20 protein-coding genes are annotated in these 18,293 nt (G+C 72.8%); 12 read left to right on the forward strand and 8 right to left on the reverse strand.

Annotated elements, in window-relative coordinates; genetic code table 11:
• Positions 1–147: 147 nt before the first annotated feature.
• Positions 148–546, forward strand: coding sequence for a hypothetical protein (locus FHX71_RS00415; protein ID WP_182613922.1), 399 nt, complete (start codon positions 148–150; stop codon positions 544–546).
• Between the two features lie 653 nt (positions 547–1,199).
• Positions 1,200–1,718 carry a hypothetical protein gene (locus FHX71_RS00420; protein WP_182613923.1) on the forward strand — a complete coding sequence of 173 codons (519 nt, stop codon included), beginning with the start codon at positions 1,200–1,202 and terminating at the stop codon, positions 1,716–1,718.
• A gap of 40 nt (positions 1,719–1,758) precedes the next feature.
• Here the strand turns inward: FHX71_RS00420 and FHX71_RS00425 are convergent, their stop codons facing one another.
• Positions 1,759–3,051 carry a sigma-54-dependent transcriptional regulator family protein gene (locus FHX71_RS00425; RefSeq protein WP_182613924.1) on the reverse strand — a complete coding sequence of 431 codons (1,293 nt, stop codon included), beginning with the start codon at positions 3,049–3,051 and terminating at the stop codon, positions 1,759–1,761.
• A 290-nt stretch (positions 3,052–3,341) separates the two neighbouring features.
• Between FHX71_RS00425 and FHX71_RS00430 the strand changes: the two genes are divergently transcribed.
• Positions 3,342–3,980, forward strand: coding sequence for a hypothetical protein (locus FHX71_RS00430; protein ID WP_182613925.1), 639 nt, complete (start codon positions 3,342–3,344; stop codon positions 3,978–3,980).
• A 166-nt stretch (positions 3,981–4,146) separates the two neighbouring features.
• On the opposite strand, the gene FHX71_RS00435 is transcribed toward FHX71_RS00430, so the two are convergent.
• The gene (locus FHX71_RS00435) at positions 4,147–5,823 is read right to left on the reverse strand and encodes a vWA domain-containing protein (protein ID WP_182613926.1); all 1,677 of its coding nucleotides are present in this window, start codon (positions 5,821–5,823) and stop codon (positions 4,147–4,149) included.
• Positions 5,824–6,061: 238 nt separating this feature from the next.
• Between FHX71_RS00435 and exaC the strand changes: the two genes are divergently transcribed.
• Complete coding sequence (gene exaC, locus FHX71_RS00440; protein ID WP_182613927.1) at positions 6,062–7,585, forward strand: acetaldehyde dehydrogenase ExaC; 1,524 nt, start codon at positions 6,062–6,064, stop codon at positions 7,583–7,585.
• 97 nt (positions 7,586–7,682) lie between these two features.
• Positions 7,683–8,114 (forward strand): DUF779 domain-containing protein, encoded by a 432-nt coding sequence (locus tag FHX71_RS00445; protein WP_182613928.1) that lies wholly within the window; start codon positions 7,683–7,685, stop codon positions 8,112–8,114.
• Here the strand turns inward: FHX71_RS00445 and FHX71_RS00450 are convergent.
• Positions 8,071–8,589 carry a hypothetical protein gene (locus FHX71_RS00450; protein ID WP_182613929.1) on the reverse strand — a complete coding sequence of 173 codons (519 nt, stop codon included), beginning with the start codon at positions 8,587–8,589 and terminating at the stop codon, positions 8,071–8,073. The genes FHX71_RS00445 and FHX71_RS00450 overlap by 44 nt on opposite strands.
• A 126-nt stretch (positions 8,590–8,715) precedes the next feature.
• On the opposite strand from FHX71_RS00450, the gene FHX71_RS00455 reads away from it, so the two are divergent.
• Positions 8,716–9,519, forward strand: a complete 804-nt coding sequence (locus tag FHX71_RS00455; protein ID WP_182613930.1) for a MerR family transcriptional regulator — start codon at positions 8,716–8,718, stop codon at positions 9,517–9,519.
• On the opposite strand, the gene FHX71_RS00460 is transcribed toward FHX71_RS00455, so the two are convergent.
• Positions 9,483–10,100: a DinB family protein gene (locus FHX71_RS00460; protein WP_182613931.1), complete on the reverse strand. Its 618-nt coding sequence runs from the start codon at positions 10,098–10,100 to the stop codon at positions 9,483–9,485. The genes FHX71_RS00455 and FHX71_RS00460 overlap by 37 nt on opposite strands.
• Before the next feature lie 54 nt (positions 10,101–10,154).
• Here FHX71_RS00460 and FHX71_RS00465 point away from each other — a divergent pair, with 54 nt between their 5' ends.
• A complete protein-coding gene (locus FHX71_RS00465) occupies positions 10,155–11,039 on the forward strand; it encodes a PfkB family carbohydrate kinase (RefSeq protein WP_220489369.1) in 885 nt (294 codons plus the stop codon).
• Complete coding sequence (locus FHX71_RS00470; RefSeq protein WP_182613933.1) at positions 11,030–11,692, forward strand: nucleoside/nucleotide kinase family protein; 663 nt, start codon at positions 11,030–11,032, stop codon at positions 11,690–11,692. Before FHX71_RS00465 ends, FHX71_RS00470 begins: the two co-directional genes overlap by 10 nt.
• 22 nt (positions 11,693–11,714) lie before the next feature.
• Here FHX71_RS00470 and FHX71_RS28935 read toward each other — a convergent pair whose 3' ends face one another.
• Entirely contained in the window at positions 11,715–12,392 is a 678-nt protein-coding gene (locus tag FHX71_RS28935; RefSeq protein ID WP_246402090.1) for an Rv3235 family protein, read from the reverse strand.
• Positions 12,393–12,451: 59 nt separating this feature from the next.
• Positions 12,452–13,450, reverse strand: a complete 999-nt coding sequence (locus FHX71_RS00480) for a LysM peptidoglycan-binding domain-containing protein (protein WP_182613934.1) — start codon at positions 13,448–13,450, stop codon at positions 12,452–12,454.
• Positions 13,451–13,603: 153 nt separating this feature from the next.
• On the opposite strand from FHX71_RS00480, the gene FHX71_RS00485 reads away from it, so the two are divergent.
• On the forward strand, positions 13,604–14,158 hold the full coding sequence (locus tag FHX71_RS00485) for a hypothetical protein (protein WP_182613935.1): 555 nt from the start codon (positions 13,604–13,606) through the stop codon (positions 14,156–14,158).
• An 89-nt stretch (positions 14,159–14,247) separates the two neighbouring features.
• Here FHX71_RS00485 and FHX71_RS00490 read toward each other — a convergent pair whose 3' ends face one another.
• Complete coding sequence (locus tag FHX71_RS00490) at positions 14,248–14,466, reverse strand: helix-turn-helix transcriptional regulator (protein ID WP_020016485.1); 219 nt, start codon at positions 14,464–14,466, stop codon at positions 14,248–14,250.
• 195 nt (positions 14,467–14,661) lie between these two features.
• Here FHX71_RS00490 and FHX71_RS00495 point away from each other — a divergent pair, with 195 nt between their 5' ends.
• The 3 genes from FHX71_RS00495 to hisN all read left to right on the forward strand — a co-directional run bounded on the left by FHX71_RS00495 (position 14,662) and on the right by hisN (position 17,556).
• The gene (locus FHX71_RS00495) at positions 14,662–15,351 is read left to right on the forward strand and encodes a CpaB family protein (RefSeq protein WP_182613936.1); all 690 of its coding nucleotides are present in this window, start codon (positions 14,662–14,664) and stop codon (positions 15,349–15,351) included.
• Positions 15,348–16,634 carry a CpaE/TadZ family protein gene (locus FHX71_RS00500; protein ID WP_182613937.1) on the forward strand — a complete coding sequence of 429 codons (1,287 nt, stop codon included), beginning with the start codon at positions 15,348–15,350 and terminating at the stop codon, positions 16,632–16,634. The genes FHX71_RS00495 and FHX71_RS00500 overlap by 4 nt, the downstream gene beginning before the upstream one ends.
• A gap of 121 nt (positions 16,635–16,755) precedes the next feature.
• Complete coding sequence (hisN, locus tag FHX71_RS00505; protein ID WP_182613938.1) at positions 16,756–17,556, forward strand: histidinol-phosphatase; 801 nt, start codon at positions 16,756–16,758, stop codon at positions 17,554–17,556.
• Positions 17,557–17,582: 26 nt separating this feature from the next.
• Here the strand turns inward: hisN and FHX71_RS00510 are convergent, their stop codons facing one another.
• Complete coding sequence (locus tag FHX71_RS00510; protein WP_182613939.1) at positions 17,583–18,137, reverse strand: DUF6912 family protein; 555 nt, start codon at positions 18,135–18,137, stop codon at positions 17,583–17,585.
• Positions 18,138–18,293: the final 156 nt, after the last annotated feature.

An 18,293-nucleotide genomic window follows, 5' to 3' on the forward strand; every position in this document is an offset into this window, starting at 1 on the left:
ATGAGCCGCCACGCCAACGAGCCTTGACCGGGACGATCAACCTTTGCGAGTCTCCTCGCCGGACCGAGCAAGGGATGTTTCCCGTCGGTTGTCGCGCAAGATATTGAGACGGCGGTACGCACCGCTCACGAGGGGGTGTCGAACAGGTTGGCTGAAAGCTACTACGACTCGTCAAGGGCGAAAGCTCGGGCGATTCGATCGCTCGGATTCTTTCCGCTGGCAGTTCTGTCGGTGGTTCTCGGGGTGAGCGTGGGTCAGGGGTTTCCCATTGTGTGCGGCGCGGTGGGAAGCCTGATCGTCGGCCCGATGTTCTTTCGCTATGTGCTAGAGCGTTTTGATCGCCGGAAGGGGCACCGAGGTCGGGCGGCACGCAATGGCGTGTCCGTCGTTCTTGTGCTGCTCATGGTTCTGACCGCAGGCGCAGTGGTGGCGATCGTCAATTTCGGCTGGTTGTGGTGGGCGCTGCTCGCGACTTTGGCTCTCTATCTCTTGGAGTACCTGCTCGCGGCTGAGCTGTCGCTGGCCGGCTCGAAGGGGGCGCCGTAAGCATGGCCCCGCTGGCAGGCTGGGGTGTCCACCGTTGCAGGTGGCGCAGGTACTGGGGTTGTCCGGCGCGGATGCCGGGTCGATCCGGATGGTGATCGGCGCCAGTGATCCAGCGAATAATCAGACCGGGAAGGCCAAAGTCTCGTTTGTCGCACAACCTCTTGAAGGGCTGGCAATGTGAGTGAGCTGGAACGCGTCACCGGGGCTGACAGGAGCAGCCAGCTTCCCCAAAGGGTCGGGGCCTACCTCAGCTTCGCGGGATGCGTGATATTTGCTCCGCTTTCTGCGCTGTTCGACGTTCCCCCACTTTTGGTGGTTGTCACGGTGGCAAGCGTCACGGTAGGGCCGCGGACTTTTGAGTTCATCTTGTCCGATGTGAAACGGGCAGAGCTTCTTCGTGGACCAGGGGTCGGCGACAGTTGGCGGACTCTGGTGTTGTACGGCGTGTTGTTGGGACTCATCACGGCCCAGATCCTCCTGGTGAGAGGAGCTAGCCTCTGGTGGGCAGTCCTCATTGCTTTGCCTGTCTATCTCGTCGAATTTTTGTTGGCTAGAGAAAGATTGCCAGACAGGTTCCGTTCGAAGCAGCCGTCCGAGGAGCGGCGGTAAGTGGTGATGCCCAGGACGGAGCGAACCCCGGGAGGGGTGAAGGCATGGCGGCAGCACTGAACATCTTCCGGACGGAAGTGCTGCTCGGCCTCTGGCTGATCAGAGTCGTCGCTCGCTTCGCCGTGAGGTCCTGGCGGGACTCGTCCCCCGACCCCATCCTGCCGTTTCCATGGGCGACGGTGGTCGCGGACAGGCAGGACGCCCGTGGCAGCATCCTGCAGCTGTCCTACTTCGGGATGAGCGCGCTCGCGGTGCTCGGTGTCCTGGCGTTCGGCGTCCCGGCGAGGCTTCTCGGGTTCCCCGCGATCCTCGTGTTCCTCGGCTTTCTCGCCGCGCTGGCGCCGTGCGCCGTCGTGCTCGTGGCGCACCTGACCATCCAGCAGACCCTGGACAGGGCGTTCGCAGTCCCCGCAGCTGCCGGGCAGGCTCCCTGGGAGCTCGACCTCGAGAAGAATCCCCGTGCGTTCCTCGCTGTGTCCCTCTGCGGCCTGGCGGTATCGGTCGTCGTTGCTCTCGCGTTGACGGCTTGGCTGCCGCACCCGTCCACGTGGCCATCCGGCTGAAAACTGATCACCGCGACGTGACGACCGAGCACGGAACCGGTCACGACAACCGGCGCTCCAGCACCCCCAGGTGCGCCCGCGCCCGCGCCGCCTGCGGTCCGCCCGGTTCGGCCAGCTCGGCCAGGCGGACCCACGCCGCGTGGTCGTCGGCGCCCTCGTCACGCGCCGTCCACTGCTCGACGGCGGCCGCGTCGTCGCAGGCGTGCACCGCCGACCGGAGCTCGGCCTCCAGCTCCTCGCGCAGCCGCTCGATGCCCGGCGCGACGGATCGGCGCAGCAGCGGCTCGGGGTACGCGGACAGCGCGCCGCGCACGTCGCCGCGCTGGAGCCGGGAGCGCACCGTGTCGACGTCGGACCGCAGCATGCGGGCGAGGCGGTAGGGCCGGGAACCGGCGAGCAGTGGCCCGCCGAGCACGCCGTCGGCCACCCGGCGCAGGCGGGAGATCTCGGCGCGCACGGCCACGAGGGACAGGTCGCCCGGGTGCAGCAGCACGGCGAGCTCCTCGGCACTGAGGCCGCGGGGTCGCTCCGCGAGCAGGCACAGGATCTCGGCGTGCCGCAGGGAGAGCCGCCTGCCGCGGAGCGTGGGCGCGCCGAGCAGGTGCAGGTCGGGCGCCCGCTCGGCGGCGCCGCCCGGCATCCCCGGCTCGGGCTCCGGGTCGAGACTGCCGGTCCAGGGCGTGCTCCCGGGGACCGGCCCGCCGCGCAGGGCGAGCTCCCGCTCGACCATCGCGACCGTGGCGCGCACCAGCGCGAGGGCGACGTGCGACCCCGCGGCGCTCCCGCCCGTCAGGTCGAGGACGCCGATGATCCCGCCGGCGGCGTCGTGCACCGGGGCGGCGGTACAGCTCAGCCGCTGGACGGGGCGCGCGAAGTGCTCGGCGCCGAGCACCTGGACGGGGCGGCGGGTGGCCAGCGCGGTCCCGGGGGCGTTCGTGCCGACGGACTCCTCGCGCCAGACGGCGCCCTCGACGAACCCGACGCCGTCGACCGCGGAGCGCACCTGGCCGCGGCCCTCGACCCAGAGCAGTCGGCCGACGTCGTCGGACACCGCGACGACCAGGCCGTCGCCCGTGGCCCCGCCCACCAGGTCACGCACCAGCGGCATCGCACCGGCCAGGGGGTGGGTGCTGCGGTACTCGTCCAGGTCGCCCGACGCCGCGACGGCGACCGCGCTCGGCCGGTCGGGGTCCACACCGTTGCGCAGGCTGCGCTGCCAGGACGCCGCGACGACGGGGTCGATCCCGTCCGGCTCCTCGGAGCCGGCGGAACCGACGAAGCTCTCGTATGCCGCGCGAACCCAGCGCGCGTCCCGGTGTGGCACCTGCTGCATGCTGCCCCTGACCTTGTCCCGACGCCCTTGTCGAACCACGCCAAGTGTAGGCATCGGACCAAGACACCACCACGTCGTCCACCGCGATCCCCAAGTCGGCCACCGCGGCGCGGGCGGTTTTCCACAGATTGGAGGCGCATCACATCTTCACCGTGCGCGACTCGGAAAGTAGTCTTAGCGTCATTAGCACCGGTAGTTAAACGGGCTTCGCGTCCGACAGATAGTTTTCACAAGAACTCTCTTTGGGGGAAGAGTTGAACACCGTCGCTTTAGCTAGACCGGAATCGCAGATGTCTGGAACTGACGAACAGGCCGGAGACAGTCCGAGTCGCTCGCTGCCCGCCGTCGAGCCCGCGAACCTGCCCGCGCTCGACACGCCGGGGCCTTCCTCCGAGCCCGGTGCTGACGCCGGCCCCGATCTCGCCGGCGCCCGTGGCCGCCGCCGCTGGACCTTCGGCGCCGCGATCGTCACCTGTCTGGCGGTCGCTGTCTCCCTCTGGGTCATGTCCGCCCGCGCCGAGGAGACCAGCCGCATCCTCACCCTGACCGGCCAGATCGACACCCAGGTCACCAGCACCTCGGCCCGTTCGCAGGACCTCGCCGCAGTGCTGGCGACGGCCCAGCGGGTGTACGAGCACTCGGAGGGTCAGGTCGCGGACCCGGCCACCCGCGACGTGCTGGCCCAGGCGCTCGCCGAGGCGCGCCAGGCCGGGGCCCAGCGGCTGACCGACGCCCCGCCCACCTCGGTGACGCAGGCCCGGACCCTGCTCGCCCAGGCCACGCACATCGAGAGCTCGCTCGACTGGGCCGCGGAAGATCTGCGGATCGCCGTCGACATGGTCCAGCAGTCGCAGGGCGCGCAGCAGGTTCTGGATTCCCGGGAGCCGGTCGGCAACCGCACGATCCTCACGTCGCGCACCGGGTCCTGAAAGCGCTGACGTCCGCGGGCCATTCTTCGCTCGACGAGGGATGAATTAGCCACCGCAAGGATCGGTTTCGGCCGAAAGTTCCCGCGTAATCAATGCCAAGTAAAGTAGTTGCACGGCATTCGGGGCGATTCTCGATATGCCATTCCGCGTCGAGATCACCCCAACCTCACCCCAACGCCCGGTAGGCCTCGACCAGGTCGACGAACTCCGCCCGCAACCCGTACGGATCGCTGCCGAGTGCACCCGCGGCCCGCAGCCGGACCGCGTCGAGGTTCGCCTGGGCCCGGTACTCCGAGCCCGTGGCGACCAGCCCGAGCTCCGCCACCGCCGAGGCGAACTCGAAGTCCGCCGACGGTGCCGTCGTGAAGGCGCCTGCACCGACCGGGAACGCGACCTCCGTGCTGGCGGCCGACACCCCGTTCGCTGGCGCCTTGTACCGCACGTGCACGGTCATGAAGTCGTCGCCGTCCGATTCACCGTCCGAGCCGTAGCCGTAGCCGGAGCCGTCGCCCGCGCCGCCGTCACCAGCACCCCCACCCGCCGGGACCAGCTCGTAGAACGCCGTCACCGAGTGCCCGGCCCCGACGTCGCCCGCGTCCTTGGCGTCGTCGTCGAAGTCCTCGTCCGCGAGGCGCCGGTTGTCGTACCCGATCAGCCGGTACGAGCCGACGACGGCCGGGTTCAGCTCGACCTGCAGCTTCAGGTCCTGCGCGACGACGAACATCGTCGAGCCGAACTCGTCCACCAGCACCTTGCGCGCCTCGGCCAAGGTGTCGATGTACGCGTAGTTGCCGTTCCCGTGGTCGGCGACGGCCTCCATGGTGCTGTCCTTCAGGTTGTACATACCGAAGCCCAGCACCGACACGTACACCCCGGACCGCCGCTCGGCCTCGATGAGGCTCGTGAGCTCCTCGGGTGACGACGGCCCCACGTTGAAATCGCCGTCCGTCGCCAGGATCACCCGGTTGTTGCCGCCACGCACGAAGTTCTTCTCCGCGAGCTCGTACGCCGTCGCCAGCCCCGCCGCCCCGCCCGTGGAGCCGCCGGCCCGCAGCGAGCGCAGGTGGTCCACCAGCACGGCGTGCTCCGAACCGGGCACGGAGTCGGCGACCACGCGGTTGTCGCCCGCGTAGGTCACGATCGACACGCGGTCGTCCTCGTCGAGCTGCTCGACCAGCAGCGCGAACGACTCCGCGAGCAGCGGCAGCTTGTTCGGCTCGTCCATCGACCCGGACACGTCCAGCAGGAAGACGACGTTGTTGCCTTCCGTCGCCGGCAGCTCCTCCGTGGCCTGGACGCCCACCATGGCGAGCCGGTGCTCCGGGTTCCACGGGGCGGGCGCCACCTCGGTGGTCACCGAGAACGGGTGCTCGGCCCCCGCCGCGGGCGCGGGGTAGTCGTAGTCGAAGTAGTTGACGAGCTCCTCGATGCGCACGCCCTCCGGGGTCACGCCCTGGTTCACCTGGCGGCGCAGGTTCGAGTATGACGCCGTGTCGACGTCGGCGGAGAACGTGGACAGCGGGCTGGTGGCGACGTCCAGGAACGGTGACTCGGGGGAGTCGTCGTACTCCTCGCCGCTCAGCGGGGGCTCGGTCGGGCCGGGCTCCGGGTAGGGCGGCACGAGGCGTTCGCCGCTGAGCGCCTCCGCCGCGTCCTCGGGGACCCGTGCGGCGTCGGGGCCGGTCGCCGTGTCGGGCGCCGTCAGGTTCGCGGTCTCCGCCTCGGCGTCCGACGCCTCGCCGGCGCCGGTGCAGCCCGCGAGCGCCAGCACCACGGTCAGCGCGGCGGCGAGGGGCACCATCAGGGGGAGCGTGGGGGTCGTGCGGCGGGTTGCGAGGTTCATGGCCTCTCCTCGGGTTCGGCTCGTCGCGCGGCGTCGTCGGTCCGGCGATCTGTCCTCGTCCGTCCTGTGTGCCGGCGCGCGCCGTGCTTGCTCGCCCGAGGTCACGGACGGGTTGCAACGCGGATGCAACGCCCGGCTGCCTAACCTCGCCGCACTCGGGTGCACCGGTGCACCCGGGGCGTGGCTCCGCCGTCGGGCAACCCGAGGACGGGCGCGAGATCCTGCGAGGAGGCAGACCATGACCGTGTACGCAGCCCCAGGCACGGAAGGTGCCATCGCCAGCTTCCGACCCCGGTACGACCACTGGATCGGCGGCGAGTACGTACCCCCGGCGAACGGGCAGTACTTCGAGAACCCGACCCCCGTGACGGGCCGGACCTTCACCGAGGTGGCGCGCGGTGACGCCGACGACATCGACCGGGCGCTCGACGCCGCGCACGGGGCCGCCCCGGCCTGGGGCCGCACCTCCGTCACCGAGCGCGCGATCATCCTGAACAAGATCGCCGACCGCATGGAGGAGCACCTCGAGGAGCTGGCCGTCGCGGAGACCTGGGAGAACGGCAAGCCGGTCCGCGAGACCCTGAACGCCGACCTGCCGCTGGCCATCGACCACTTCCGCTACTTCGCGGGCGCGATCCGGGCCCAGGAGGGCTCGATCAGCGAGATCGACGGCGACACCATCGCCTACCACTTCCACGAGCCGCTGGGCGTGGTGGGGCAGATCATCCCCTGGAACTTCCCGATCCTGATGGCGGTGTGGAAGCTGGCCCCGGCGCTCGCGGCGGGCAACGCCGTGGTGCTCAAGCCCGCCGAGCAGACGCCGACGTCGATCCTCTACCTGATGGAGCTCATCGCGGACCTGCTGCCGCCGGGCGTCGTGAACGTGGTCAACGGGTTCGGCGCGGAGGCCGGCAAGCCGCTGGCGAGCTCCTCCCGGATCCGCAAGATCGCGTTCACGGGCGAGACCACCACGGGCCGCCTGATCATGCAGTACGCGTCGCAGAACATCATCCCGGTGACGCTGGAGCTGGGCGGCAAGTCGCCGAACCTGTTCTTCAGCGACGTCGCCGCGGCGCACGACGAGTTCTACGACAAGGCCCTGGAGGGCTTCACGATGTTCGCCCTCAACCAGGGCGAGGTGTGCACGTGCCCGTCGCGCGCGCTCATCCAGAGCGACATCTACCGCGACTTCCTGGCCGACGCCGTGGCGCGCACCGAGGCGATCAAGCAGGGCAACCCGCTGGACACCGACACGATGATCGGCGCGCAGGCCAGCAACGACCAGCTCGAGAAGATCCTCAGCTACTTCGACATCGGCAAGGCGGAGGGCGCCAAGGTGCTCACCGGCGGGCACCGGGCCGAGCTGGAGGGCGACCTCGCGGGCGGGTACTACGTGACGCCCACGATCTTCGAGGGCAAGAACGAGATGCGGATCTTCCAGGAGGAGATCTTCGGGCCGGTCGTGGCGGTGACGGAGTTCGCGGACTACGACGACGCCATCAAGATCGCCAACGACACCCTGTACGGGCTGGGCGCGGGCGTGTGGACGCGGTCGAGCGCGGCCGCTTACCGGGCGGGCCGGGCGATCGAGGCCGGCCGGGTGTGGACGAACAACTACCACGCCTACCCGGCCGCGGCGGCGTTCGGCGGCTACAAGGGCTCGGGCGTGGGCCGCGAGAACCACAAGATGATGCTCGACCACTACCAGCAGACCAAGAACCTGCTGGTCAGCTACTCCCCGGACAAGCTGGGCTTCTTCTAGGCCCCGCGGGAGCACCACGTCGGGCGGGATGCCGGGCCGGTACGTCACCGGCCTCCCGCCCGGCGGTCCGGTTCGGCTTCGAGCACTGGGAGGTTCCATGTCCGACGACGTTCGCCCGGCCCCCGTCAACGGGTCACCGGTCGCCCGGGTCGCCGTCACCGACGACGCCGCGGCGCTGCTCGCACGCCTGCGGGACAAGCACGGCGAGCTCATGTTCCACCAGTCGGGCGGCTGCTGCGACGGCTCCTCGCCCATGTGCTACCCGGACGGCGACTTCATCACCGGCGACGCGGACGTGCACCTCGGCGACCTCGCGCTCCCGGGGGCCGACGACGGGCCGTTCACGGTGCCGGTCTGGATGAGCCGCAACCAGTTCGAGTACTGGAAGCACACCCACCTGACGATCGACGTGGTGCCGGGCCGCGGCGCCGGGTTCAGCGTCGAGGCGCCCGAGGGCGTGCGGTTCCTCATCCGGTCGCGGCTGTTCACCGACGACGAGTGGGAACGGCTCGAGGCCATCGGGGCCTGACGCCGGTCACGGGTCCGGGCGCTGCGCCGTCCGCGGCCCGGGCGTCGTCGGGGGCCGGCGCCTCCTCCGGGGCGAGCGCCGCGACGCCGTCCGCCGTGGCGAGGAAGAACGCGGCGACCGTGAGCCCCTGCTCGGCGGCTGCGGACCGGAGCGCCGCGTGCCAGGCCCGGTCCTCGAACGAGGGGTCACCGGGCCCGGGGCGTTCCAGCATCAGCACCACCGACGCGCCCGGCTCGCCCCGGAGGATCTGGTGCCAGGACCGGCCCAGGTTGTCCACCCCCAGCGGGTCGGGCAGCTCGGGCACCAGGTCCACGGGGACGACCACCGGCAGGGGGCGGCGCTCGCCGTCGAGCAGGACGAACCAGAGCGTGCGGCGCCGCGGCCGGATGCCGCCGTGCAGGAGTTCCGCGAGGGCCAGGAGCGCCGCGTCGTCGACCAGGGGGTGGTCCGGAATGATCTCGCTCGATGCTGTCATGCGGACGAGTCTGGTCGAGGATGCCGGTGGAGATGAGTTATCCACAGATCCAGTTTCTTGGGTGCTCATGATCGGCAGAAGAGGGGACTTGAAGTTGACGCGACGTCAACCTTTACCGTGGTGAACATGCAATGGTCCATCCAGGAGATCTCGCGACTGACCGGCGTCACGAGCCGCACGCTGCGGCACTACGACGCCGTCGGCCTGCTGCCCGCCGTCCGCACCACGGACAGCGGACCACGCCGCTACGACCGCACCGCCCTGGTGCGGCTGCAGCGCATCCTGCTGCTGCGTGATCTCGGGCTCGGCCTCGGCGCCATCGCCGAGGTGCTCGACACCCAGCGGGACGAGGCGCACGCACTGCGCACGCACCTCACGTCCCTGCGGGCGGAGCAGGGCCGGCTGGCCCGGCAGATCGCGTCGGTCGAACGGACCGTCGCCGACCTCGAGAAGGACCCGGACACCCAGGAGGGGAACATCATGGCCAAGGACATGTTCGACGGCTTCGACCACACGCAGTACGAGGAGGAGGTCACCGAGCGCTGGGGGAGCGACGCCTACCGGAAGAGCGACGCGTGGTGGCGCGGCCTCACCGAGCAGGAGCAGGAGGAATGGAAGGCGAAGGTCGCGGCGCTCAGCCAGGACTGGGCCGACGCCGCGGTGGCCGGGACCGACCCGGCCTCGGGCGAGGCGCAGGCGCTCGCCGCGCGGCACGCCGCATGGCTCGCCTCCGTGCCCGCCACGCCCGGCAGCGGGCAGCCGCTGCCCGACCGCGGCTACCTGCTCGGCCTGGCCGACATGTACGTGGCGGACGACCGGTTCGCCGCCAACTACGGCGGCACCGAGGGGGCGAAGTTCGTGCGGGACACCCTGCGGATCTTCGCGGAGCGGGCCTATCCGGCCGGCGTCAGCTCCGAGGGTGCGTACTGAGCGCGGTAGAGGTCACGCAGGAGGCAGATCTCGCCGCCGTGCGCCATGGCCTCGCGGCTCAGATGGGTCACCAGCGCCGCCACCGGGAACTCGGCGTAGGCCACGCCCTTGGCGCCGATCGGCCGCATCAGGGACTCGTCGTCCAGCGCCGCGATGCCGGCCTGCCACGAGCGGTACCCCTCCTCGAGCATGGCCAGGCCGCCGGCGGCCGTGATCGGCGTCTCCGGCCAGTGCCGGGCGTCGAACATGTCGGCGTCGGGCGGCGCGTCCGTCGGGCCGAACAGGGCCCGGGCGCGCCGCCCGAACACGTCACGACCCACGTGCACCATGCGCCACGCGATGGTGGTCACCGGCGGGACCTCCGGCTCGGGCACCTCCTGCTCGAGCCGGGGCTCCCCGTCGGGTCCGGGCCGCACGCTCCATGCCGGCGACGCGGGCTCCCAGAGGTACTCGGCGTCGGTGAGGCCCTCCAGACGGGGCCGCAGATGGAAGTCCCAGTAGAACGTGAGCTGGTCGAGAAGGAGGTCACGCCATACGGCAGGGGGCGTCGTCGGGGGTATTGTCGGCTCCGTCGTCGTCATGCTCGGACACTACGCTCGGTCTCTGACACTCAGTTTCAAAGGTAGCCTCTGCCCATGCGCGACACCCCCGCTGAAGCACCGCAAAAACCGCCTGTGACCTGCTGGTTCGCGGGTCTCACGACGCTCGATGTGATCCATCGCAGCGCGGTCCGGCCGGGCCGGAACGAGAAGATCACGGCCGTGCGCCAGGACGTCTCCGCGGGTGGTCCCGCGGCCAACGCCGCCGTCATCGCGGCGACGCTCGGGGCGCGCGCCCTGCTGATCAGCGCGATGGGGACCGGCCCGGTGGGCTCGGCCGCCCGGGGCGACCTGGAGCACCACGGCGTGGAGATCCACGACACCGCGGACGGCCGGGAGATCCCCATCGCCGTGTCCGCCGTGATGGTCGACCACGAGACCGGCGACCGCTCGGTCGTCTCGCCGGACGCCACCCTCACCGACGGGCTCGACGTCACGCCCGCGGAGCTCGACACCCTGCCGCGGCCCGACGTCGTCCTGCTCGACGGGCACCACCCCGACCTGGCCCGGAGCGTGCTCGCGTACGCCCTGGCCCTCGAACCCCGCCCCCTGATCGTGCTCGACGCCGGCCGCTGGCGCCCCGTCTTCGCCGACCTGCTCGGGGCGGCCGACGTCACCGCCCGGTCCGCCGACTTCCACCCGCCGGCCGACGCCGCCGAGTCCCGCGCCGTCGTCACGACGCACGGGGCCGGTCCCGTGACCTGGCGCGACGCGGAGGGGCGGCACGGGTCGACCGACGTGCCCCACGTCGAGGTGCGCGACACCCTCGGCGCCGGCGACGCATTCCACGGCGCCCTCTCGGTGGCCCTCGCCCAGGGCGCCTGCCTGGAGGCCGCCGTCGAGGAGGCGATCCGCGTGGCGACCATCCGGGTACAGCACGTCGGGCCCCGGTCCTGGCTCGAGTACGTCCCGTGCGCCTGACCACCGGCGCCCTGGTCGAGCGGGCGGCGGGCCTCGCCGCCGCGGCCGCCCGCTCGGGCGAGGCCCGGGTCCTCGGGATCACGGGCCCGCCCGGCGCGGGGAAGTCAACCCTGGCCGCCGCCCTCGCCGACGGCCTGGCGCCCGGCACGGCCGTCGTGGTCGGCATGGACGGGTTCCACCTCTCCAACCGGGTCCTGGAGGCCCACGGCAGCCGCGCGCGCAAGGGCGCGATCGACACGTTCGACGACGCCGGCTACGCCGCCCTGATCGACCGGATCGCGGGCCGGCGCCCCGGCGGCCCGCCCGTCTACGCTCCGGAGTTCCGCCGCGAGATCGAGGAGCCCGTCGCCGCCGGCACCGTCGTCGGCGACGAGCCCCTCGTCATCACCGAGGGCAACTACCTCCTCGCCACCGGCGGCGACTGGCCCGCGGCCCGCGCCCGCATGGCGGAGGTCTGGTACGTCGACCTGCCCGACGACGAGCGCCTGCGGCGCCTCGTCGCCCGCCACCACGCCTTCGGCAAGCCCCTGCCCGACGCCGAGGCGTGGGCCCGCGGCACCGACCAGCGCAACGCGGACCTCATCGCCACGACCCGGGACACCGCGGACCTCGTCGTGCAGTGGGTGGAGCCCGGAACCGACGTCGTCGGCTGAGGGCTCAGCCGACCTCCCGGGCTCAGCCGATCTCCAGGACGGCGACGCGCCACACGCCCCGCCGCGCCTCCAGCCGCACGGCGGCGGCGCGCACCCGGCCCTCGTCGTGCAGGATCACCGTCGCCTCGGCCGAGGTGGCGCCGAGCCGGACCATCCGGACGCGCCGCACCGCGGCGGGGTGCGCCTTGGGCCGCGGCGCCCGCACCTGCCGGGCCTCCCGCATGAGCCGCCCCCGTTCCAGGAGCTGGTCGTAGACCTGGGGCGTGACCCAGCGGGCGAGCTGGGCGGCCGGACGCTCGCCGCGCAGCACCTCCACCGCGGCGCGGACCACGCGGCACACCTGTGCCGTCGGGTCGGGCAGCTCCGGGTCGGGCTCGGGCGCCGGGCGTCCCGACAGGGCCTCCAGGGCGGCCGCCGCGTTCTGCAGCTCGGGGTACGGCGTGCCGCCGATGCGCATGCGCCGCAGCCGCCGTCCGATCCCGGGCCCGGTCACCGGCCCGGACGGCGGGACGGCGGGGCGTTGGACGGGCGCCGCCGTGCGAGGGGCGGGCCGAGGGGCGGGCCGTGGCGCGGGGGTCGTGGCGCCGCCCGTGGGCCGGGAGGCCGTGGGGGTGGCGCGTGCGGTCGCGGACAGTGTCGGTACGGGTGTCGCTGCGGGTGCGGGGCCGCCGGCGTCGGGCGGGGTGTCGAGGGTGGTCATGCGGGGCCTCCTGGGGCGGCTTGCTGGGGGAACGGCAGGGGTCGGTGGCGTCGTCGCCGTCAGGGCTCGCGCAGCACCATGCCCGGGCGGACCAGGTCGGGATCTGCGCCCAGCACCGCGCGGTTGACCTCGTGCCAGCGGCCGACGGCGTCCACGATCTCGGCGGCGGCCGGAGTGCCGGCGCGGGCGCCTGCCCCGGCGCGGGTATCGGCCTCGCGTGCGATCCCGTCGGCCGCGATCGACCACAACGTGTCGCCCGCCTCGACCACCACCGTCCGTTCGTCCGTGTGCCGGCTGCGGGCGACCAGGGACGACCGCTCGGCCCCCGGACCTGCACCGGACGAGGCCGAGCTGCCCGGGCGGTTCGCCGTCTCGCGCTCGTCGCGCTCCCTGGGCTGCGCGCTCGCCGCACCTTCCCCGCTCGAACCCGCCCTGCTCGAACCGGTCGCCGCCTCCTTCCCGCTTGAGCCGCTCTCCCCGCTCGAACCGCTCGTCGGTCGCCAGCCGAGGTCGAGCACGACCGCCGGTCCGGCGTCGGCGGCCGGGATCGCCGGATCGTGGGGCAGAGCCATCGCCGTCGGCGCCGCGAGCGCGAGCCCGACGCCCGCGCCCGCGGCCACCCGGGCGAGTCGCAGCACGATCGAGGGCGCGTTACGGGCCACGGTCCGCTCGCCCGCCGCCCAGCGCCGGCCGCGCCGGCCCGCGAGGACGCAGGCGAGCGCCAGCAGGGCGTGCCCACCGGTCCACCCCGCGGCCACCGTGCCGACGGCGACCGCCGCGAGCTCGACGATGTCCTCGACCGGGAAGAACGCCGCGCCGAGTCCCGACCCGACCTGCCAGGTCCGCGCCCCGAGCAGGACGGCGGCGGCGACGAGCGCGACACCCAGGGCGGCCAGCCCGAGCAGCCCGCGCCGGGTGCCCCCGGAGCCTGGGCGCAGGGCGGCCTCGCGCGAACCCGTCGCGCCGGCCCGGCCGCCGTCGGGCCTGACTCCCCCGTCCCCCGGGCGGTCGTCGGGTTCGGTGGCGGCTGGCGCATGCTCCAGGGCGTGCGTCGACATGGTTCCCCCTGCGGTGGTCGAAGTTCAGGCGCTATGAGACCGGGCAACATCTTTGATGCTTTTTGATGTCGCCCGGCGTCCGTTATTCAACAGGGGTGCCGGAGGGGTGTCCACCGGAGAGCGAGATGCCTGTGGATGGCGCAAGGTGTCTCCATGACTTCCACACGCCCCGCCGGCCCCACACGCTGGGAGGCGCTGTTCAGCGACCTCGAGGCGCAGGCGCGCGCCCAGTCGGCGGCGGAGGCGGACGCGCTCGTGTCCGAGCTGACCCGCGCCGAGCACGCGACCATGACGCTCGCCGACCGGTTCCGCGCCGTCGTCGGCGCGATGGTGACGGTCGAGCTGCTCGACGGCGCTTCGCTGCGCGGTGTCGTGCTGGAGGCGGCCGACGAGTGGCTGCTGCTGCAGGGGGTGCGGCCCGAGCCGGCGAGCCAGCACCTGGTGCCGTTGCCCGCGGTCGCGGCCGTGCACGGGCTGGCGCGGCAGGCGGCGCCGGCGACGTCACGCCGGGAAGCCGCGGGGCTGGGGCCAGTGCTCCGGAGCCTCCAGCGGGACCGGGCGCGCGTCGCGGTGCGCACGCTCCGGGGCTCGTCGGCCGGGCGGATCGCGCGCGTCGGCCGTGACCACCTGGACATCGACCTGCTGGACGGGCGCGGAACACGACTGGTTCCGTTCACGGCGCTGCTCGTGGTGAGCGAGGCGCCCTAAATCGACTGAAATGCCCGGAAATGGAAGCGGGACCGGTCTCACTCCGTATGGAGTGCGCCGGTCCCGTCGATGTGCGCGGGTGCTGCCATTCAGCCGTCAGCGGCGGCAGAACCCTTGAGCCGTTCGCGGCTCTTTGCGTACATACGCTCGATGTACGACTCGAGCTCTGCCGCCTCGACGCGCCAGACCTTCTTGGGACCCACCTGGATCGCGGGGAGGTCGCCGGTACGAACCAGTGCGTAGCCCTGGGCCATCGAGATGTTCAGGGTCTCGACCACATCCGCCAGAGAGAGAAAGCGCTTTTCCATGTGAACAGTGTGGCACGAGACACCGACATGAGGGGGTTATCCACAAGAAGTGTTTATCTGATGCCGGATCGCCGACGTTCGATCACTATGGTTCCGGCGCTCTGCCCAGGCTGTGCGTCATTCCGTCCGGGTTGGCCGTTCAACTTGTACTCGACGTCCCACCCAAAGTCCACCAAAGTACGCGGAAGGACCGAGATGACGTATGCCCCGGCCGCCCCGGCGCCCGCAGTGCGGGACCAGGGTCTGCCCGAGCCGGTCGCGTCGCGGCTGCGCCGGCCCGGCTGGCGCGACCCGCGGCTCGTCACCGGCCTCGTCGTCGTCGCGCTGTCCGTCGCCCTCGGTTCCTGGGTGGTCTCGGCCGCGAGCCGCACGGTACCGGTGTTCGTGGCCGACGGCGCGCTCACCCCGGGCGAGCCCCTCACCGCGGACGTGCTCCGCACGGCCGACGTCCGGCTCGGGGCCGGGACCGGTCGCTACCTGCCCGCCGACGAGCCGCTGCCGGAAGGCCTCGTGGCGCTCCGCGTGGTGGACGACGGCGAGCTGGTGCCGCTGACGGCCCTGGGGGCGGACGCCGACGTCCGGTCCGTCGCGGTGCCCGTCGCCTCCGGGCTGTCGGAACGCATCCGGGCCGGGGCCGTGGTGGACCTGTGGTTCGTGCCCGACGTCCCGGTCACCCACGAGGCGGGCAAGTCCCGGCCGGAACCGGCGACGCTCGCGACGGACGTGGTGGTCGAGCAGGTGGACGCCCAGGACGGCGCGATCGTCGTCGACGGCACGGTCACGCTGCACGTCCTGGTCCCCGGCGACGCCCTGCCGACCGTGCTGGCCGCCCTCTCGGACGCGGGTACCGTCGCCGTCGTGCCCGTGGCGGGCGGCGTCCGGTGAGCGAGGAGCGGGCGGTCACCGTCCTGGTCGCGGTGCAGTCGCCGGACGAGGAGGCGGCAGCGGTCACCGTGCTCGGCGCGCAGCCGCACGTGACCGTGGCCCGCCGGTGCGCCGAGCTCTCCGAGCTCCTGGCCTCGGCCGAGGCGGGCGGCGGCACGGTCGCCGTCGTCTCGGGGGACCTGCCCGGCCTGGACCGGGAGGCGGTCGCGCGGCTGCGGGTCGCGGGTCTGCGGGTCGTCGTGATCGAGGACCCTGCCACCCCGGCCGCGCGGCTCGCGGGCCTGGGTGGCGACGCCGTCGTCGCGGGCGGGGACGCCGAGAACCTGGTCGCCGCCGTCCGCGGCGACGGGCAGGAGGCGGCCGCTCCGCCCGTCCCGGCCGAGCCCGCGTCGCGGCCGGGCACGATCGTCGCCGTCTGGGGTCCGTCCGGCTCGCCCGGGCGGACCACCACCGCCATCGAGCTCGCCGCCGCCCTCGCCGGGGTGGGCTCCGGCGCGCCTCGCCGCACCGGCCTGCTGCGCCGGCCGCGCCCCGTGCCGCAGCCGCACGGGTCGAGCACCGTCGTGCTGGCCGACGCCGACACGTATGCCTCCTCCGTCACCTCGCGCCTCGGCCTGCTCGACGACGCCCCCGGCCTCGCCGCCGCGGCCCGCGCCGCCGGCCAGGGCGTGCTCGACGTCGTGACGCTCGCCGGGCACAGCCCCGTCGCGCTCCCCGGCGTGCGCGTCCTGACCGGCATCACGCGGGCGTCCCGCTGGCCCGAGCTGCCCGCCAGCTCCCTCGACGTGGTGTTCCAGCGCTGCCGCGAGCTCGCGGCCTGGACCGTGGTCGACTGCGGCCCCGTGCTGGAGACCGACGAGCTGCTCATGTACGACACGCGCGCGCCGCAGCGCAACGGGGCGACCCTCAGCGCGCTGCACGCCGCCGACGTGGTCGTGGTGGTCGGCGGGGCCGACCCCGTGGGGCTCCAGCGGCTGGTGCGCGGCCTGGAGGACCTGCGGGACGCTCCCGTGCCCGTGCCGGCGGCCCGCCTGGTGGTGGTCAACCGGGTGCGGGTCTCCGCCGTCGGACGGCGGGCCGAGGCCCAGGTGCGCGACGCGCTCGCGCGCTACGGGGGAGTCGGCGACGCCCACCTCGTGCCCGACGACCCGGCCGGGCTCGACGCCGCCCTGCTGTCGGGCCGCGTGCTGGCCGAGTGCGCGCCGTCCTCGCCCGCCCGGGACGCGTTCGAGGGCCTCGCGGCGCGCGTCCGGGACCTGGTGCCGGTGCCGGTGCCGGTGTGAGGAGTCGGCCGGAGGCGCCGGTCCGGGCGGCCACGACACCCCTCCGCGAGCGACTTCGTGCGGAACAATCCGCCCGCCCGGCGCGGCTCGGCGACGAAAATCTGGCAACCGACGCTAGGTTGTGCCCGTGGCCGCCGTGACGAAGGACAACTACGCCGACGACCTGCGTCTGGCGCAAGTGATCGCCGACCAGGTCGATTCCATCACCATGTCCCGCTTCCGGGCGCTGGACCTCAAGGTGGAGACCAAGCCGGACCTGACACCGGTGTCCGACGCCGACCGCGCCGCCGAGGACTTCATCCGGGGCCAGCTCGCCCGGGCCCGCACCCGCGACGCGATCGTGGGCGAGGAGTACGGTTCCGCCGGCAGCGGTGCGCGCCGCTGGATCGTGGACCCGATCGACGGCACCAAGAACTTCGTGCGCGGCGTCCCCGTCTGGGCCACGCTCATCGCGCTGGCCGACGGCGACGAGGTCGTCGTCGGCCTGGTCAGCGCTCCCGCCCTCGGCCGCCGCTGGTGGGCCGCCAAGGGCTCGGGCGCGTGGACCGGCAAGTCGATGGCGTCCGCGTCGCGGATGTCGGTCTCCGGCATCTCCCGCGTCGCCGACGCGTCGTTCGCCTACTCCTCCCTCGGCGGCTGGGAGGAGCGCGGCAAGCTGGACGGGTTCCTCGACCTCACGCGAGCCTGCGCGCGCACCCGCGGGTACGGCGACTTCTGGTCGTACATGCTGGTGGCCGACGGCGCCGTCGACATCGCGGCCGAGCCCGAGCTCGAGGTGTACGACATGGCCGCGCTCGTCCCGATCGTCACCGAGGCCGGCGGCACCTTCACGTCGCTCGACGGCAAGCCCGGCCCGTGGGGCGGCAACGCGGTGGCGACGAACGGGAAGCTGCACAAGGAAGCGCTCGACTTCCTGGGCTGACGGGGGCCCCGCCCGGCAAGCAGGTCTCAGACCCGCGGGACGTCCTTGATCTCGCTCCAGTCGTACCAGAGCAGGTCGCGGTCGGTGACGCGCTGGAGCGCCTCGTCGAGCGCGGTGTCGGACTCCTCGCCGACCTCCGCCGTCGTCTCGGCGTCGCTCTCCTCGTCCGCGGCGGCGAGCACGTCCGCGATGTCCGAGGCGGCGTCGGCTTCGTCGACGTGCACGCAGACGATCGCCACCTGCTCGACGGTGGTGGTCACCTGGACCTCGGAGGCCACGGGCTCGTCGTCCTCGTCGTCGCCGGGCACGACAGGCCCGACGGACGCGTCCGGGACCTCGACCGTGATGATCACGCGCTGGTGCGGCGCGTCGGTGCGGCCCGCGATCAGGGCGAGGGAGTCGTCGGCGGCGTTGAGGGCCGCGACGTACTCGAGGCCTTCGGCGTCCTCGTCGGGCAGGGTGGCCTCGAGCTCCTTGGTCACGGCGTGCGCACGGCGCGGTGCGACCGTCCAGCGGGCGGCGTCGGAGGAGTGGGAGACGGCGTCGAGCTCGTCGAGCGTGGCGGGCACGTAGATGCGCATGTGCCCAGTGTGCCGTGTCCGGGCCGATGTCGGCCCGCGGCGGGTGAAGTGCCGGCGGAGCGGCGGGTGGAGTGGCGGTGTCGCCCAGTCCCCGTACTCTCGTGTCCGGCGTCGGGGCGGGACGCCACGGGTAGTAGTGGTTGCAGCCGAGGGCAG

Origin of the sequence: Promicromonospora sukumoe, from assembly GCF_014137995.1 — a bacterium.
In the GTDB taxonomy this organism is placed as follows: Bacteria; Actinomycetota; Actinomycetes; order Actinomycetales; family Cellulomonadaceae; genus Promicromonospora; species Promicromonospora sukumoe.

Excerpts from the sequence above, each read along its gene's own strand:
- FHX71_RS28935 (WP_246402090.1), bottom strand. The coding sequence starts at position 12,392 with ATGACCACCCTCGACACCCCGCCCGACGCCGGCGGCCCCGCACCCGCA.
- FHX71_RS00495 (WP_182613936.1), top strand. The coding sequence starts at position 14,662 with ATGACGTATGCCCCGGCCGCCCCGGCGCCCGCAGTGCGGGACCAGGGT.
- FHX71_RS00430 (WP_182613925.1), top strand. The coding sequence starts at position 3,342 with ATGTCTGGAACTGACGAACAGGCCGGAGACAGTCCGAGTCGCTCGCTG.
- FHX71_RS00465 (WP_220489369.1), top strand. The coding sequence starts at position 10,155 with ATGCGCGACACCCCCGCTGAAGCACCGCAAAAACCGCCTGTGACCTGC.
- FHX71_RS00450 (WP_182613929.1), bottom strand. The coding sequence starts at position 8,589 with ATGACAGCATCGAGCGAGATCATTCCGGACCACCCCCTGGTCGACGAC.
- FHX71_RS00445 (WP_182613928.1), top strand. The coding sequence starts at position 7,683 with ATGTCCGACGACGTTCGCCCGGCCCCCGTCAACGGGTCACCGGTCGCC.
- FHX71_RS00510 (WP_182613939.1), bottom strand. The coding sequence starts at position 18,137 with ATGCGCATCTACGTGCCCGCCACGCTCGACGAGCTCGACGCCGTCTCC.
- FHX71_RS00420 (WP_182613923.1), top strand. The coding sequence starts at position 1,200 with ATGGCGGCAGCACTGAACATCTTCCGGACGGAAGTGCTGCTCGGCCTC.
- FHX71_RS00460 (WP_182613931.1), bottom strand. The coding sequence starts at position 10,100 with ATGACGACGACGGAGCCGACAATACCCCCGACGACGCCCCCTGCCGTA.
- FHX71_RS00490 (WP_020016485.1), bottom strand. The coding sequence starts at position 14,466 with ATGGAAAAGCGCTTTCTCTCTCTGGCGGATGTGGTCGAGACCCTGAAC.
- FHX71_RS00485 (WP_182613935.1), top strand. The coding sequence starts at position 13,604 with ATGACTTCCACACGCCCCGCCGGCCCCACACGCTGGGAGGCGCTGTTC.
- FHX71_RS00455 (WP_182613930.1), top strand. The coding sequence starts at position 8,716 with ATGCAATGGTCCATCCAGGAGATCTCGCGACTGACCGGCGTCACGAGC.
- exaC (WP_182613927.1), top strand. The coding sequence starts at position 6,062 with ATGACCGTGTACGCAGCCCCAGGCACGGAAGGTGCCATCGCCAGCTTC.
- FHX71_RS00435 (WP_182613926.1), bottom strand. The coding sequence starts at position 5,823 with ATGAACCTCGCAACCCGCCGCACGACCCCCACGCTCCCCCTGATGGTG.
- FHX71_RS00425 (WP_182613924.1), bottom strand. The coding sequence starts at position 3,051 with ATGCAGCAGGTGCCACACCGGGACGCGCGCTGGGTTCGCGCGGCATAC.
- FHX71_RS00480 (WP_182613934.1), bottom strand. The coding sequence starts at position 13,450 with ATGTCGACGCACGCCCTGGAGCATGCGCCAGCCGCCACCGAACCCGAC.